The 15,462-nt window shown below is 40.4% G+C and carries 15 protein-coding genes; 10 read left to right on the forward strand and 5 right to left on the reverse strand.

The features are described 5' to 3' along the window. Positions 1-10: 10 nt before the first annotated feature. The 5 genes from pheT (at position 11) to ACKWCF_RS07255 (ending at position 5,989) form a co-directional block, all read left to right on the forward strand. Positions 11-2,455: a phenylalanine--tRNA ligase subunit beta gene (pheT, locus tag ACKWCF_RS07235; protein WP_409480038.1), complete on the forward strand. Its 2,445-nt coding sequence runs from the start codon at positions 11-13 to the stop codon at positions 2,453-2,455. Positions 2,456-2,508: 53 nt separating this feature from the next. Continuing rightward, positions 2,509-2,862, forward strand: a complete 354-nt coding sequence (locus ACKWCF_RS07240; protein WP_409480039.1) for an integration host factor subunit alpha — start codon at positions 2,509-2,511, stop codon at positions 2,860-2,862. Next, positions 2,849-3,427 carry a MerR family transcriptional regulator gene (locus tag ACKWCF_RS07245; RefSeq protein ID WP_409480040.1) on the forward strand — a complete coding sequence of 193 codons (579 nt, stop codon included), beginning with the start codon at positions 2,849-2,851 and terminating at the stop codon, positions 3,425-3,427. Before ACKWCF_RS07240 ends, ACKWCF_RS07245 begins: the two co-directional genes overlap by 14 nt. Before the next feature lie 48 nt (positions 3,428-3,475). After that, positions 3,476-4,876, forward strand: coding sequence for a DEAD/DEAH box helicase (locus ACKWCF_RS07250; RefSeq protein WP_409480041.1), 1,401 nt, complete (start codon positions 3,476-3,478; stop codon positions 4,874-4,876). Positions 4,877-4,966: 90 nt separating this feature from the next. After that, positions 4,967-5,989: a pectin acetylesterase-family hydrolase gene (locus ACKWCF_RS07255; protein WP_409480042.1), complete on the forward strand. Its 1,023-nt coding sequence runs from the start codon at positions 4,967-4,969 to the stop codon at positions 5,987-5,989. A 1-nt stretch (position 5,990) separates the two neighbouring features. Here the strand turns inward: ACKWCF_RS07255 and ACKWCF_RS07260 are convergent, their stop codons facing one another. The 4 genes from ACKWCF_RS07260 to ACKWCF_RS07275 all read right to left on the reverse strand — a co-directional run bounded on the left by ACKWCF_RS07260 (position 5,991) and on the right by ACKWCF_RS07275 (position 9,451). After that, positions 5,991-7,007, reverse strand: coding sequence for a lipoate--protein ligase (locus tag ACKWCF_RS07260; protein ID WP_409480043.1), 1,017 nt, complete (start codon positions 7,005-7,007; stop codon positions 5,991-5,993). Beyond that, positions 7,004-8,284: a hypothetical protein gene (locus ACKWCF_RS07265; RefSeq protein ID WP_409480044.1), complete on the reverse strand. Its 1,281-nt coding sequence runs from the start codon at positions 8,282-8,284 to the stop codon at positions 7,004-7,006. The genes ACKWCF_RS07260 and ACKWCF_RS07265 overlap by 4 nt, the downstream gene beginning before the upstream one ends. Position 8,285: 1 nt before the next feature. After that, on the reverse strand, positions 8,286-9,095 hold the full coding sequence (locus ACKWCF_RS07270; RefSeq protein WP_409480045.1) for a hypothetical protein: 810 nt from the start codon (positions 9,093-9,095) through the stop codon (positions 8,286-8,288). A 134-nt stretch (positions 9,096-9,229) separates the two neighbouring features. After that, positions 9,230-9,451: a hypothetical protein gene (locus ACKWCF_RS07275; protein ID WP_409480046.1), complete on the reverse strand. Its 222-nt coding sequence runs from the start codon at positions 9,449-9,451 to the stop codon at positions 9,230-9,232. 143 nt (positions 9,452-9,594) lie between these two features. On the opposite strand from ACKWCF_RS07275, the gene ACKWCF_RS07280 reads away from it, so the two are divergent. Beyond that, complete coding sequence (locus ACKWCF_RS07280) at positions 9,595-10,701, forward strand: glycosyltransferase family 9 protein (protein ID WP_409480047.1); 1,107 nt, start codon at positions 9,595-9,597, stop codon at positions 10,699-10,701. Here the strand turns inward: ACKWCF_RS07280 and ACKWCF_RS07285 are convergent. After that, positions 10,681-11,298, reverse strand: a complete 618-nt coding sequence (locus ACKWCF_RS07285; protein WP_409480048.1) for a DUF4360 domain-containing protein — start codon at positions 11,296-11,298, stop codon at positions 10,681-10,683. The two genes, ACKWCF_RS07280 and ACKWCF_RS07285, sit on opposite strands and share 21 nt — an antisense overlap. Positions 11,299-11,448: 150 nt before the next feature. Here ACKWCF_RS07285 and ACKWCF_RS07290 point away from each other — a divergent pair, with 150 nt between their 5' ends. Genes ACKWCF_RS07290 through pstB form a run of 4 tightly spaced genes read left to right on the forward strand, consistent with a single transcriptional unit; the run spans position 11,449 to position 15,451 of the window. Then, positions 11,449-12,837 (forward strand): mannose-1-phosphate guanylyltransferase/mannose-6-phosphate isomerase, encoded by a 1,389-nt coding sequence (locus tag ACKWCF_RS07290; RefSeq protein ID WP_409480049.1) that lies wholly within the window; start codon positions 11,449-11,451, stop codon positions 12,835-12,837. A gap of 15 nt (positions 12,838-12,852) precedes the next feature. Further along, positions 12,853-13,746, forward strand: coding sequence for a phosphate ABC transporter permease subunit PstC (pstC, locus tag ACKWCF_RS07295; protein ID WP_409480050.1), 894 nt, complete (start codon positions 12,853-12,855; stop codon positions 13,744-13,746). Positions 13,747-13,749: 3 nt separating this feature from the next. Beyond that, the gene (pstA, locus tag ACKWCF_RS07300; protein ID WP_409480051.1) at positions 13,750-14,673 is read left to right on the forward strand and encodes a phosphate ABC transporter permease PstA; all 924 of its coding nucleotides are present in this window, start codon (positions 13,750-13,752) and stop codon (positions 14,671-14,673) included. Positions 14,674-14,677: 4 nt separating this feature from the next. Then, positions 14,678-15,451 carry a phosphate ABC transporter ATP-binding protein PstB gene (pstB, locus tag ACKWCF_RS07305; protein ID WP_409480052.1) on the forward strand — a complete coding sequence of 258 codons (774 nt, stop codon included), beginning with the start codon at positions 14,678-14,680 and terminating at the stop codon, positions 15,449-15,451. Positions 15,452-15,462: the final 11 nt, after the last annotated feature.

A 15,462-nucleotide genomic window follows, 5' to 3' on the forward strand; every position in this document is an offset into this window, starting at 1 on the left:
CTTAAGAATTATGAAAATTTCTCTACAATGGTTAAATGATTTCGTTGATGTAACTGAGTTCTACACAAACACGCAAACTCTGGCTGATTTATTAACTCGTGCGGGTCTTGAAGTTGAAGATATTCAAAATAAAGCCAAAGACTTAAATAACGTAGTTATTGGTCACATCACAGTTAAAGACAAACATCCCAATGCGGATAAGTTATCTTTATGCCAAGTTGATATCGGCGGCGGCAAGATTGAACAAATCGTGTGTGGTGCACAAAATCACAAACAAGGTGATAAAGTGATCGTGGCACTTCCTGGTGCTGTGTTGCCTGGAAACTTCGCGATTAAAAAAGCAAAAGTTCGTGATGTTGAATCAAACGGTATGCTTTGTTCGTACAAAGAATTAGGTCTTGCGACTGAATCTGATGGTATCGTGATTTTACCAGCTGATGCGCCAGTGGGCGAGTCGTTTGCAAAATACGGCGGCCATGACGATATTATTTTTGAATTAAAAGTAACGCCTAACCGTGCAGATTGTTTGTCGCACTATGGTTTAGCTCGTGAAATTGGTTGTTTATTAAATAAACCTGTTAAAAATCCTGAAGTGCAAAAGAAGTTTTCTTCTGAAAGTACAAAAGCCAAAATTAAATTAACAGTTGAAAACTCTGATCTATGTCCACGCTACTGTGGTCGTTACATCACGGGTGTTAAAATTGGCGAATCTCCTGCTTGGTTAAAACGTCGTTTGGAATCAATCGGTATGAATTCAATCAATAACGTTGTCGATGTGACTAACTACGTGATGCTTGAAATGGGTCAACCCTTACACGCCTTTGATGCCAACCTTATTGGTAAACAGACGGTTAATGTTCGTATGGCTCAGGTAGGCGAAAAATTTAAAACTCTTAAAGAGCAAGACATCACACTTAAAGGTGACGAATTGTTAATTACTGATAGCAACGGCCCTGTGGCTTTAGCTGGTGTGATCGGTGGATTACATTCAGGTGTTAATGATGCAACGACAAATATTTTCTTAGAGTCGGCTAACTTCAAAGCGATGTCTGTGCGTAAATCATCTCGTCAACACGGGATTGAAACAGATTCTGCGTACCGTTTTTCTCGCGGCGTAGATCCATCGCAAACTTTTGAAATTATGGACCGTGCGGTAAACTTAATTTTACAAGTTGCCGGTGGTGAAGCATTTGGTGATCATTACGACATCTATCCAAAACCAGTGACTAAGTCTCCGATTAAGATCACTGTGCAAACGATTTCTGATCGTTTAGGTTACCAAGCCGATGCAAAATTATTTGAACAATACATGACGGGTCTTCACTGTAAAGTGGATAGAATTGCTGATGGACAATACAACATCACACCGCCGTTATTTCGTTTTGATTTAGAGCACGATATGGATCTAGTTGAAGAATACGCTCGCTTAAAAGGCTATGAGCATATCACTGAAACTTTACCTACGTTTGCGGCAGAGCCTGCAAAACACGACGAAAAATACACAAGCTCACAAAAACTTTCATTATTTTTACGTGGTGAAGGTTACGATCAGGCGTTTAACTATGCCTTCTTATCTGAAAACGAAGAGAATAAATTTTTAACGAACGCAGATATTTTTAATAAGCTAGGTCTTACAATGGATGCGCAAGCGATTAAACTTCGTAATCCGTTAAGTGAAGATCTAAACGTTATGCGCAGATCAATGATTTACCCAATTTGGAAAAACGTTCGCGAGAACTTCCACGCGGGAAATCACGCAGGATCGTTATTTGAAATCGGTTCAACTTTTTCTAAAGTAACTGATTCAGTACGCCCAGAAGTGGCTTACAAAGAAACTCGTAAGTTAGTGTTAGCGGCTTGGGGTGAAGGTTTTGGTCTTTACTCTAAAAACTATCCATTAGTTTACAAAATCAAATCTACGTTAGAGAGCTTATTTCAAAGTTTACAAATTTCAGCTTACACAGTGGCACCAAACGGCGATGCACCAGCGTACCTTCACAAAGGTCAATGGGCTTCAATCGTAGTTGAAGGTAAAGCTGTGGGCTATATCGGTACTGTTCATCCAGTTTTATTGGCTGATGAAAAAATTCGTGTTCCGGTAGCTGTGGCTGAAATTAATTTAGATTTATTATTAGCAGGTCAACCACGTCCGACGAAATTCAAGTCGGTATCGGCTTTCCAACCAGTCGATCGCGATTTCGCATTTGTGATGGAAACTGAAAAACAAGTGGGTGATTTAACGAAGGAAGTTAAAAAAGCCGTGGGCGCAAATCTTCAGTCAATGACAGTATTTGATGTTTACACGGGTGATAAACTTCCAGCCGGACAGAAATCGGTAGCGTTACGTGTGCGTTTACACAGTCAAGATCAAGCTTTAACTGAGGCTGCGATCACTGAAATTTCGCAAAAAGTAGTCACAGCGGCGCAGAAATCTGTTGGAGCTAACTTAAGATAGTACTACGCTATATTAGATAGGTCTGCGAAGGCAGAACACAAAGGATTGTAACTATGGCAGGACAAAACATCGGAAATTCAACAGTCACAAAAGCTGATATCGTTGAAAAAGTTTATGAGAAAATTGGTTTTTCTAAAAAAGAAGCCAGTGAACTTGTAGAGCTTGTGTTTAATTCATTGAAAGAAACTTTACACAATGGTGAGAAAGTTAAAATTTCAGGATTTGGTAATTTCGTGGTTCGCGGTAAAAGTGAACGTAACGGTCGTAATCCGCAAACGGGTGAGCAAATTAAAATTTCTGCTCGCCGTGTTTTAACGTTCAGACCGAGCCAGGTTCTTAAAGCCATGTTAAATGGTGAAGAGTACGAACATCTCATCGGTAAAGAAGACGAGGATGATGATGAATAATAATAATAATCCGGATATTCCGAAAGAGAATGCTCACTTCGAGATTTTTCAAACTGAGTTTGAACTTCAATTAGAAGATAATTTCTTAACTGAGGAAGCCCTTGAAAAAGAAGCTTCTGAGCCTGTACGTAATCTTAAAGCTGAAGCCGAAGCTTTTCCTTCGGTTTTAGTTGATGATCAGCTTATGCAAGAAATCGCCTCGATTCCAGACCGCTTTGGTTTTAAAATTGGTGATGTGGCCGACCTTTTAGGAATCAAACAATACGTTCTTCGTTACTGGGAACAAGAGTTTGAATTATTAAAACCTAAAAAGGCTTCAAACAACCAACGCTTTTACACGAAAAAAGACGTCGAAAACGCGTTTTTAATCCGTAAGCTTTTATATCGCGATAAATTCTCGATTGAGGGTGCTCGCCAGGCTTTAAAAGACGTTAAATTCGTGGTTAAGAAAGAAAAAGACAAAGAAAAGGATTTTTCTTCTGTTATCCAAAAGATGGATTTTGTACAGGATCAGATCAAGAATTTCGTCTCTGAAATCAGAAAAACGAAGAGTTTCTTCAACTAATCAGTCTTTCCTTGTTATTTTGGGCATGAGGGCTTATCACAGTCCTCTATGCAAAAAGACCAAAAATCTCCATCTTCTGTAGCGGCTGATGCTACAACAACTAAACTATTTTCTGATTTAGAGCTTATTGAGCCACTTCAACGTGCGCTACGTGATTTAAACTACGAAAAACCCACCCCCATTCAAGAAAAGTCGATTCCAATTTTATTAGCGGGTAAAGACCTCTTAGGCTGTGCTCAAACAGGTACAGGTAAAACTGCAGCTTTCGCATTGCCATTATTACAAAACTTAGCGAAATCTAAGAATCGCCCGCGCCACCGCCAAGCTTTAGTGTTGGTGTTAGCACCGACTCGAGAATTAGCTCTTCAGATTCATCAAAGTTTTGAAGATTACGGCCGTTATTTAGATTTAAAAACTGCCGTTATTTTCGGTGGTGTTGGTCAAGGCCCACAAGTTAAAGCGTTATCGATGGGCGTTGATGTGCTTGTGGCGACTCCAGGTCGTTTGTTTGACCTTTTAGAGCAAAAGCATGTGTATTTAGACAAAGTGCAGGCCTTCGTATTAGATGAAGCTGATCGCATGATGGATATGGGCTTTATCGCTGATATTCAAAGAATTATTAAAATCTTACCAAAACAACGTCATAATTTATTTTTCTCGGCAACGATGCCTCCAGATATTTCTAAGCTTGCGAATAACATTTTAGTTAATCCTGAAAAAGTTGAAGTGACTCCGGCAGCTACGACAGCTGAAAAAATCGAACAGTGGTTAATGTATGTCGATAAACCACAAAAACGTGATCTGTTAAAATTTTTATTGGACGATAAAGCTTTTAAACGTGTGATCGTGTTTACTCGCACGAAACATGGGGCGAACCGCGTGGCCGAAGTTTTACAAAAAAGTAAAATTACGTCAGCAGCCATTCATGGTAACAAATCGCAAAGTGCGCGCCAACGTGCTTTAGAAGAATTCCGCTCTGGTCATTGTCGTGTGCTTATCGCTACTGATATCGCAGCCCGTGGTATAGACGTTGATGATATCACTCATGTGATCAATTTTGAAATTCCAAATATTCCTGAAAACTACGTTCACCGTATTGGCCGTACAGCGCGTGCGGGCCGCGAAGGTATTGCGATTTCATTCTGTGATTCAGAAGAAAAATCATTTATCCGCGATATCGAAAAAGCGACTGGTAAGGCCATTCCTGTTGTCACTCAACAGCCCTATCACTCGAAAGCTGTAGAGCTTGCACAACTCATGTCTCCGGGGAAAGCGAAAGCTAAGCTTGAAGCTGCTGAACGTGGTGGCGGGGGCGGCGGTCGCAGAAACCGCAATCGTCGCGGTGGTGGCGGCGGTCAACGTCGTAATGGTGGCAACGGTGGTGGTGGGGGATCTCGCCACAAATCGGGTGGCGGCCAGGGGAAGCCTTCCTCAAAACCAAGCCGATAGTAAGTTTCATGACAGACAATTTAAGATTTCCGCGATGAGTAGAGTAAAAGTACTAGTCTTCGCGGAAATTTGTCGATAGGCTTTTCTTATATGAAAACACTTATCGCCTTTTTCGCATTCGTCACGTTGGTTACTCAAACGACATTTGCACGCAACTGGGACCGCATCGAGATACCGGGTGCAGTTTGCGGTGATGGGTTACCATACTCGATCTTTGTTAATAAAAAAGCCGACTCAAAAAATCTGCTTGTTGAATTTATGGGCGGTGGTGCCTGCTGGGATTTCGGAACTTGTTTCGGAGTAGATCTTACCGGTATTAAGTTTAGAACTTGGATGCATCCATTACCTGAAGTTCCTTTCTACAGCTATGTGACAAGCGATATGATGTTCTGGAACGATCATCCCTTTAAAGACGATTCAGCTGTTTATCTTCCGTACTGCACAGGTGATGTATTTGCGGCAGATCATGTGGCTGATTACTCTGGATTTCAAACTTACCATCAAGGGTATCGTAACGTTATTGCCACTTTTCAATACTTAGCTCATAAAAAGATTTTAAATTTTGGTAAAGTTGAACGTTTAACAGCGTTCGGCGCTTCGGCGGGCGCGATCGGTGCTTTAGTTCACTTAAAAAACATGGAGCCGTATTTTCCAAGAGCTAAAAAGATTGCAATTATCGACAGTGCAGGCCTGCATTTTGGGCCGACTTTTTGGAATAAGTTTACACCGCGCTTAGTGGGTGATTTTACGCAAGCTTTTGCGAGTGCGGGTCTTACGCTTAACCCTAATGACGGCTTTGTTGCGCAATATATGGGGCCGGTGTTTGCAAACCTTAGACAATGGAATATTGGTCTTATGCAGGCGACACGCGATCAGGTGATGTCGACCGTGTTTGGCGAGATTAGTCCTGAAGACCACAGACGCTTAGTTTTATCAGATCGTGGTATCGCAGCCGTAGCTAAGAATTACCCGAATACTAGTGTTTGGATTTCAGATTCCGATATGCACACCTTTATGTTGTTGCGTTCAACATCGCATAAAGAAGATATGGAAAATGAATCAGCGATTAATTTCGTAAACAGTGTTGTCGAAAGATCTTCTGTTTTAAAATAATTTAGATTTCAATATGGCGACACAGCCATTGCTCAAGCTCAGTCAGACCTGTGCTTAGATCCGCGAATTTTTCGCGAGCTTTTGTCATCACTTGCTGAATCGTTTCTCCACGATAGGCTTGGCCACGTAAGTTTGCTGTCAGATCCTCAATCAGTTGAGGGTATAGACAATCGGTAAAGATCTTTAAATCGGTGATTAAGCCATCGGTCACCTGAAATTGAAAATCAAAAAAACCTAATGAGAGATACTCATCCATCTTGTGGCTAAATACTAAGGTATTACCATAAAGCCAATCCCAGTTACTTAAGGAATCGTATTGTTCTTTAAGCTCGGGAATTTGTTTTAAACTTTCCATGCTTAACGAGATGATTTCAGCTTTAGCACCGTAGAATTTTTCAAACGATTCGACCATCGCTTCAACGATGATGTCGTGTTTAATATTTTCATTCACCTCAGTTAAGTTCGCCACACGGGCACGCACTGACTCTTTACCCTTAGCTTGAAGCTTTTTAGGGCTTGGAGTTAAGTAATTACCAAGGCGGGTTAAATCTGTGTTGATAAGTAAGGTGCCGTGGTGAAAAGCGCGGTCTCTTTTTTCGCGGTAGGCGCTGCCGCTGAATTTACGAGGGCCATCGTGAAAAGGAATCAGTAAATCATTGCGACCCGAAGCTTCGCCAGTGATCTCGAAATTTTTTAAGGCATTAAAGATAATCGCGATATTGTTTTCGCGTTTGTAAGCTTCTTTCGGAGAAAGAAAAGTAAAGTTGGTGTTGCCTAAGTCATGAAATACGGCACCACCGCCAGTCGTGCGGCGGGCTAATGTTACGTTGTCGCTTTTCATTTGGGTTAAGTTACACTCAGACCAAGGGTTTTGGTTTCTTCCGATCACCACCGTGTCTTGATTGCGCCATAAAAATAAAATCTGCTGCGAGGGATCTAAGTTGTGAAAGATCCACTCTTCAGTGGCTAAATTAAGATGTGGGTTAAAACTATCAGAAAGAAAAACTTTTAATTTCATAATCCGCCAACGTTTACTAAATAAGTTTCTTTGCCTAACACGCTTTCCATTTTGTTGAGGATTGTCATCCATTGGAAGTTGCGGTTGTCAGAACCTATTAGGTAATTCAAAAACTCTTTTAAAACAAGGGGCGACGTGTGGAAGTATGACGATAAACCGTTTGTAATCACATCGATGTTTGTTTTTGTTTTATAAGCGTTAAAATGGTCAAGGTAATACGAATAACTTGAGCATGAATCAAAGTAGTAAATCTGTTTTTTATCTGGAAAATTAAACTTTCCGGCTTTTCTTTCAAGCTCTGGAATATTTAAGTTACCGCCAAGGCCCGAGTGGCCTTCGTAGATAATCGCATCAGCTGTGGCTACGGCTTGTTTAAAAAAATCAGCAAAAACTTTTGAAGTTGAACCCATTTCTGTATCAACTAATAAACTTCTGATTTCAATTTGGATTGTCTTGCCGTTTGATAGCGTTACAGCTTTTTTATACAGGTTTAAAGGGTACGGTGAGCTCTTTTTAAGTCTTTCAACCGAGAAACCTTTTTCTAAAAGGTATTCGTGGGCGATTTCATAGTTTAAACGACCATCGTCTTCTTTGTCTTTTTTGTCTTCAGCAAAGCCGTGAATCATGTAAATTGAAAATAAATCGCCATTGCCGTTATCACCACGTAATAGCGGAAGTTCGGCTGAACGTTGGATGTTGCGGGTTTTAGATTTTTTAACTTTAACTTGAACTTCTTGCGCGTAAGGCTCTTGTGATAAACGTTCACAGCCTTCGCGGTAGGGGTCATAGAAATACCAATAATCACCGAAAGTGTCGTAGTGCGAATCCGTACACTTTTTGCGATAGATTTTAAATGGATTTGTCGGGAGTGGTACGATGAACGAACCTTGATTTAAAACTTTCTCAGCGGCTTTTTTATGAAGAATCATCTGACCCGAATTTTTGTAGTGAATGCGAACCATAGATTGCTGATTCTTTTCAAAAACCTCTTCAGATAAAATTAAGATCTCTGATTGGCTTTTAGGGCCGCCGATGCCGTGAATATATTCTGAATTAATGCCCATGCCTTCAATGACTGTCGGCGAGCTAAAAATCCCAAACATGTGCTGGGCTTGAAAGCTTGCTGCATCAATAGAACTGCTAAACGTATCATCCATCGGAACTTCGACGACAGTTTCATAGACATAATCAACTTCTAAAGCATGTGGCGATAGAATTTGTGCCGAAACTTGAATCGTACACGCTAAGAAAAAAGCAACAATCCCCCAGAATTTCATATTATTTAGAATCCTTTTTTTCAGCGACGTTGTTACCACCTTTAGATTCTAAAGCTAAAGTGCCATCACCATAAATTTCATTTGTGACTGTTAAATCAATTGCAGGTGCGGATAGCACAAGTCCTGAACTGTTCTCACCAAGTGTGGCAATTTTGTTTTTACCAATAAGAACCAGTGTTTTTGATTTTAAAGTGATACTTCCGATTTTATTTAATGATGAGATAGAAGCATCTTTCAACATAATATCGCTCGCAGAAATTTCTAGAATTACTTCTTTAGTCATGTTCACATCACCGCAGATAAATACGCGTGAGGCTTCGGCTTTTTTCATAATGACAGTTGGGCTGGTTATCGCTGAGGTTTCAGTAAGGCCGGCAATTTCAGACTCGGCTAATTCGCAGCCTAAGTTAATGTAGGTTCTTTTGTCTTCAAGAGTTTTAATATCGGTTTTAAGTTTATCAAGTTCTTCAGTTTTTAAAGAATTAACAACCAATACGTTTTTTGCCATAGCTGTGGCAGAGCCACTTTGGTTAAGGCCAGCTTGTTGTGAAACTGTAATGCGCGAATCGAGTTTGTCAGCGTCAGTAGAAACTACGCCGTTTAAAGTAATAGTGCCTGGCTGGCCACCCGCAGTCAGCATACCAAGAGTGTTTGCTACTAGTTGGTCATTCTCTAGGCGTGTTTGTTCAAGCTTTTTGTCGATATCGGCCATTGTTTTATCAAGATCATTGTGGATCTGAGATTTAGTACAACCGGTCGAAAGAATAACTGCCATCGCAAGTAATGACGATAATAGAGTGGCCTTTTTCATAATTTTTTGCTCCTAATAATTGGCTGTTTATACCAAACTTAAGAGCGAAAATTCTAAATTTATGAAGGATCAGGTGAAAGCTATAGGATCGTTAAAAGTTTAGACACTTTTAATGGGGGCTCGTGGCCCCAGCGCTATTTATTTTGGCTTTCAAGACGGGCAATGCGGGCTTCAAGATCTTTGATTTTATCTAACAGGGCTTGTTGGTACTTAATTTCGGCCTGGTCAAGAGCGTGAGTACTTTCTAAAGCGGTATCGGCTTGGTTAGCCGCTTCAGCCAGTTTAGCCATCTGGCTTTCGCGAATTTTATTTAACTGCTGCACTTGGGCTTGAAGACCATTAAGCCCTTTCTTCATATTTTCGATTTTGGGTGGAAATTCGCCGGTAACGAAACAATAACTAGCCACAAACATCAGCACGGCGAATAAAATAGTGCTGATCAGTTTTTTTAGTATTTCAAGAAAGAAGTTTTTCATGTCATTATTTAGTCATGACATTTGTGCGAAAGCTAGACCAGAAATTAAGACGCTTAAATCACCGTCGTATTGATGCCTTTAGAAAATGGCGTTTGCAGTTATTCTTAGCTTTGTTTAATCAAGTTAACGAAGGACCTGAAACGCCACCTGAAAAACGTGTCTTACTTTTGCGCCTTGATGGAAAACTTGGCGATACGATCACGGCAACTGGTTTTATTAACGCTCTTCATGAAAATGGCTATAAAGTCGATATCGTAGCCCGTAAAGCAAATACCTTTGTCTATGCTTATATAAAAACGCCGCACAGATTGTATTCGTTAAAAAAGGGAATTGTTTCGCTTTTTGTCTTGTTATTTAAGTTACGTTCGCACTCTTACGAGGCCATCGTTTGTTCAACGCATATCACTGATCCTGCCAGTCTTTGGCTTTCACGTTTTGTTGATGCTAAAACTAAAATTGTTTTTAAAAATGAGCAGATCGAATTTTTTGACGTGCATATAGAAAAAGATTTTTTTGAAAAGCATGTGACTGATCGTTATCAACAGTGTTTAAAAGCGATTACCGGTCATACTTCGCCAGCTGTTGAAAAGTACGAATTAAATATTCCGGAAGCTGCTTTAACAGCGGCTAAGAAGTTCATCGGTGATCACAAAAAAGTAATTATCTTAAACTCATTTGCCGGAGCGAGATTACGAAATTTTTCTTTTGCGACAACTAAAGCTATCATCGAAGCCTTAACTCAAGATGCCTTGGTGATTAGCTTTGGCAATGACGGCGATTTGCATATCTTGCGAGAATGGAAAAAACATCTACATAACGCAAACTGGGTGGTTCCGCATCGTGGAGATTTTGCATTTAACGCAGCTCTTGTGACTTTAGCTAATGCTGTGATCACGCCGGATACTTCGATTGTGCATTTGGCGTCGGCGGTCGGAGCTCCGTTAGTGGCGGTTTATCGTGAAGATGAGGGTTTTGAGAAAAATTCAAAAATCTGGGCGCCGTTAGATTCTAAGTCTTCGGAAAATAAAAAAGGGCATAAAATTATTTATGCCCCGCTGCCAGATATCAATAATGTTGATATCCATCAAATTGTTAAAGCCACAAAAGAACTATTGGCACTTCTTCCATGACATAACGAACGTTGAATGCACGCCTGTATCAACAGAGTCTAAGTTGATTTGTGCGATTGAACGATCTTTTGTATTCGGAAAATAAGCAACTTGTAATTCAGATAATAACTCGATTGTTTGTACACGTTGACCGCATGGCGAGAAAACAACGCGACCTGGTTTTTGTTTTACCGAAACCGCGTAGTCATCAGCGACAGGCCCTTTTAATTGAGCTTCACGAGCTGATACGATCGGTTGACCAGGAATGATTTGTGTAAAGCGGTGCATACCGTAAGCTGAAACTGGAAGAGCCGCAAAGCCACGGTAGTCGGTTTGTGCTAAACCGTATTGGTATCCGAAAGGAACATCAACATCGATGAACACGCGGCAGTTTCTTTTTAGAGTTGTCGCCGTTGGATTTTCAGAACCGTTACCGATTTCAACTTTAAGGTTATCAAATAAGACAGATAATGTTTTACCATCCGAAGTCGTTGTGGCCCATGCTGTTGAATCGTTGCAGCCGGTTCCGGCCATTCTGACCCCACGGATAGTTACGCTTTGAGCTTGTGCTAAAGCTGTAAAACCGAATAAACCTGCTAATAGAATGATCATTTTCATTAAATTTCCCCCTGCTGGTGTTTTTAGTCTAAAATTCGGTCATGGCGTTGGTGTCGCGTTGACCTCAAAATTAGGTTCCTAACATAGTCTTAGCAATCAAAAAGCCAAAAGTTGATTGCCCATTTTAGTCAGCCCCTTTAAATTACTTTTATGAATTTACTTCCTGTAATTATGAGTGGTGGAAGTGGAACTCGTCTATGGCCGGTTTCACGTTCGAAATTTCCGAAACAGTTCTGTGAACTTCTAGATAAACCGTTACACACGATGACTTTGAACCGTTTAAAAAAGTATGGTTCAAGCGTGATTGTAACGAATAAAAAATTTCAAGATTTAACTGAAGGTGATATTCGTAAAAACAGTTTTAATGTTGAAAAGGTTCTTTATGAACCAACTCCTCGTAATACGGCTGCAGCGATTGGTTTAGTTTGTAAGTATCTTCAAATTCAGGGAAAGCTAGATCAGGTTGCTGGTGTGTTTTCTTCTGATAACTTAATTTTAGATGAAGCCGCATTTCACGAAGCTTTAGATGTAGCTTCTAAAACTGCGGCAACGACTGGTGCCGTGGTGATTCTTGGTATTAAGCCTGACCACCCAGAAACGGGTTTTGGTTATATTCAAGTTAAAGATCGCGCGATCGGAACTAAAAAAGCCACTGAGGTTTTAAAATTCCATGAAAAGCCATCAGCGCAAAAAGCGAATGAATTTTTAAATGCAGGAACTTATTTCTGGAACGCCGGTATTTTTATTTTCAAAGTTGAAAATATGATCAACCACTTCAAGAAATTAGAGCCAGAAATCTGGAATCAATTAGAGAGCTTAAAGCCAGATCTTTCGAATTTAAATGAAGTTTATAAGGATATTAAAAATATCTCGATTGATTATGCGATCTTAGAAAAATTAACGTCTCCAGAATTAATGTGTGTGACTTGCGATATCGGCTGGTCAGATCTTGGGTCATGGGATTCGTTAATGGATAAACGTGAAGGTTTAAACCAAGCTCAACACAACATCCAGGTGGCCAGCAAAAATAATTCAGTATTTCCGGTAGAAAATAAAACTTACAGCTTTGTGGGTGTTGAAGACTTGATGGTTGTTGATACGGCCGATGCACTGCTTGTGTGTAAAAAAAACGAATCCCAAAAAGTAAAAGATGTTGTTGATCGTTTAAAAGTGACAAATCCCGGTTTAACCGAAGAGCACGTTTTCGAAAATAGACCTTGGGGTAAGTTTGAAATCTTAAAGGATCAAGACTACTACAAATCAAAAGTGATTCGCGTCGATGCTGGTCAAAAAATTTCTTACCAGTCACATGCAAAGCGCGCCGAACATTGGATTATCGTAAAAGGTGAAGCGGTTGTTATTTTAAATGACAAAGAAGTACCTCTTAAGACGGGTGAACATATTTTTATCCCGCAAGGGGCAAAACATAGAATTATTAATAACTCGAATGCCGCTGTTGAATTTATCGAAGTTCAAGTGGGTTCATACTTCGGTGAAGATGATATCGTACGTTATTCGGATGATTACGGCCGTAGCTAAAAAGACCAGCGAAATATGAAGTATAAACTAAAAAGGCAGCTTACTGAAAAATTAATTGAATTGCTTCTGTTCTTAGCTGCTGCTAGCTCAGTTTTAATTACGTTTTTTATTGTTTATACATTGGTGACTGAAGCTTTTCCGTTTTTCAAAGAAGTGGGCTTAAAAGATTTCTTATTTGAAACTGAATGGACACCGCTTTTTGAAAATGCCAAATACGGCATTTCTGCTCTTGTTTCAGGAACACTTTTAACAACCTCAATTGCACTTTGTGTGGCGTTGCCGTTTGGTGTGATCACGGCCGTGTTCTTAAGTGAATACGCATCAGCTCGTGTGCGCGAATTTACTAAACCCTTACTCGAGCTATTAGCAGCAGTGCCTACAGTTGTGTACGGTTACTTTGCTATGCAATTAGTAACTCCGTTTTTACAAAAAATATATCCCGACCTATCTGGGTTTAATGCTTTAAGTGCCGGTCTTGTGATGGGGATTATGATTGTTCCTTACGTAAGCTCTTTATCAGAAGATGCTATGCGAGCGGTGCCTTTAAGTTTACGTGAAGGAAGTCTTGCTTTAGGAGCTTCTAAATTTCAAACGTCATTTCGTGTGGTTATACCGAGTGCTTTTTCAGGGATTGCTTCAGCATTTGTTTTAGCGATTTCACGCGCTTTAGGTGAAACTATGGTTGTAGCAATTGCGGCAGGCTTAGAACCAAAATTTGGATTTAATCCGTTAGGGCCTACTGAAACATTAACAGCTTACATTGTGCAGGTCAGCCAAGGTGATCTTCCGCAAGGAAGTATCGGATACCGTACAATCTATGTTTGCGGTATTGTGCTGTTATTATTTACTTTAACTTTTAATATTATTGGTCAGACAATTCGTCACCGTATGGAAAAGAAGGTGAAGTAAGCTATGTCTAATAAAACGAATGCAAGACTGCTACAACAAATTCGCTTTTTGAAAATTCAGGACGTTGTGTTTTGGTTTGTGGGGCTGATCACTTTAGTCAGCGCTTTTTTGATTTTAATCGTATTGATTTCAGATATGGCGCAAACAGGAATTCCGCGTCTTAATCAGGAATTCTTTTTTAACTTTCCTTCGCGTTTTGCAGCTCGCGCGGGTATTTACGCAGCCTGGGTGGGAAGTCTTTGTGTTGTGCTTGTGACAGCTTTACTGGCGATTCCATTAGGTGTTGCTACGGGCGTATATCTTGAGGAGTACTCTTCTAAGGGTTGGGTTTCTCGTATTATCGAATTAAATATTTTAAATTTAGCCGGGGTTCCTTCGATCATTTACGGGATCATGGCACTATCGCTATTTGTTTATCAGTTTGGTCTTAAGCAAAGTATTTTAACAGCCGGTATGACGTTAGGTCTTTTAATTTTACCGATCATTATCGTAACCACTCGTGAAGCGATTCGCACGATTCCAAATCATATCCGTGAAGCAAGCTACGCCCTGGGCGCTACAAAATGGCAGACGGTCAGTAATCACATTTTACCTTACAGCTTCGGTGGTATTATGACCGGTGTGGTGATTGCGCTCTCTAGGGCGATTGGTGAAACAGCGCCACTACTGACCGTGGGCGCTGTGGCGTTTATTGCATTCTTGCCAACCCCTCCGGTGATGACAGAGGCTCCGTTTGTGAGCTTTCAGTGGTTGATGGATTCTTACACGGTGTTACCGATTCAGATGTTTAACTGGATCTCGCGCCCGCAAGAAGAGTTTCATGTGAATGCCGCTGCAGCGGGTATCGTGTTACTTACGATGACTCTTGTTTTAAATACTCTTGCGATTTTAATTCGTTACCGTTTCAGAAAGAAATATAAGTGGTAGTTTTATGAAAAATATTAAAGCCGAAGTACAAAATTTGACTTTTAGTTATGACAGAACTGCTCCTCGCCCGGTTTTAAACTCGGTAAGCCTTCCAGTTTTTGAAAACAGTGTAACAGCACTTATTGGCCCTTCAGGATGTGGTAAATCAACATTACTTCGTTGTTTTAACCGTATGCATGATCTTTATGGCGCCGTGAAATACGAAGGTAAAATTATTCTTCAACCTTCGGGCTTTGATATTTTATCAAACGAAGTTGATCCGTTAGAAGTACGTATGAAAGTGGGCATGGTTTTCCAAAAACCAAATCCATTTCCTAAATCTATTTATGAAAACGTTGCTTACGGTTTAAAAATTCGCGGTATTAAGAAAAAATCTTATATCGATGATAAAGTCGAAGATTCGCTTAAAAAAGCCGGTCTTTGGCGTGAAGTGAGTGACCGTTTAAAAGCTTCAGCTTCGGCGTTATCGGGTGGTCAGCAGCAGCGTCTTTGTATCGCGCGTGCGCTAGCGACTGAGCCGGAATTACTTTTGTTAGATGAACCTACGTCGGCACTTGATCCGATTTCTACGGCGCATATTGAAGAGCTTGTGGGTGAACTTAAGAAAACAGTTACGATTTTGATGGTGACTCATAATTTACATCAAGCCGGTCGTGCGTCTGATTTTACCGCGTTTATGTACTTAGGCGATCTGATTGAGTTTGGTGAGAGTTCTCAAGTTTTCACTAATCCGAAAGAAGAGAAAACTGAGAACTATATTACTGGTCGTTTTGGGTAGTTTGCCTTTGG

It is taken from the genome of Pseudobdellovibrio sp. HCB154, assembly GCF_046267985.1.
Taxonomy (GTDB): Bacteria; Bdellovibrionota; Bdellovibrionia; order Bdellovibrionales; family Bdellovibrionaceae; genus Pseudobdellovibrio.

Excerpts from the sequence above, each read along its gene's own strand:
- ACKWCF_RS07255 (WP_409480042.1), top strand. The coding sequence starts at position 4,967 with ATGAAAACACTTATCGCCTTTTTCGCATTCGTCACGTTGGTTACTCAA.
- pstA (WP_409480051.1), top strand. The coding sequence starts at position 13,750 with ATGTCTAATAAAACGAATGCAAGACTGCTACAACAAATTCGCTTTTTG.
- ACKWCF_RS07275 (WP_409480046.1), bottom strand. The coding sequence starts at position 9,451 with ATGAAGAAAGGGCTTAATGGTCTTCAAGCCCAAGTGCAGCAGTTAAAT.
- ACKWCF_RS07260 (WP_409480043.1), bottom strand. The coding sequence starts at position 7,007 with ATGAAATTAAAAGTTTTTCTTTCTGATAGTTTTAACCCACATCTTAAT.
- ACKWCF_RS07240 (WP_409480039.1), top strand. The coding sequence starts at position 2,509 with ATGGCAGGACAAAACATCGGAAATTCAACAGTCACAAAAGCTGATATC.
- ACKWCF_RS07285 (WP_409480048.1), bottom strand. The coding sequence starts at position 11,298 with ATGAAAATGATCATTCTATTAGCAGGTTTATTCGGTTTTACAGCTTTA.
- ACKWCF_RS07270 (WP_409480045.1), bottom strand. The coding sequence starts at position 9,095 with ATGAAAAAGGCCACTCTATTATCGTCATTACTTGCGATGGCAGTTATT.
- pstB (WP_409480052.1), top strand. The coding sequence starts at position 14,678 with ATGAAAAATATTAAAGCCGAAGTACAAAATTTGACTTTTAGTTATGAC.
- pstC (WP_409480050.1), top strand. The coding sequence starts at position 12,853 with ATGAAGTATAAACTAAAAAGGCAGCTTACTGAAAAATTAATTGAATTG.
- pheT (WP_409480038.1), top strand. The coding sequence starts at position 11 with ATGAAAATTTCTCTACAATGGTTAAATGATTTCGTTGATGTAACTGAG.
- ACKWCF_RS07265 (WP_409480044.1), bottom strand. The coding sequence starts at position 8,284 with ATGAAATTCTGGGGGATTGTTGCTTTTTTCTTAGCGTGTACGATTCAA.
- ACKWCF_RS07245 (WP_409480040.1), top strand. The coding sequence starts at position 2,849 with ATGATGATGAATAATAATAATAATCCGGATATTCCGAAAGAGAATGCT.
- ACKWCF_RS07250 (WP_409480041.1), top strand. The coding sequence starts at position 3,476 with ATGCAAAAAGACCAAAAATCTCCATCTTCTGTAGCGGCTGATGCTACA.
- ACKWCF_RS07290 (WP_409480049.1), top strand. The coding sequence starts at position 11,449 with ATGAATTTACTTCCTGTAATTATGAGTGGTGGAAGTGGAACTCGTCTA.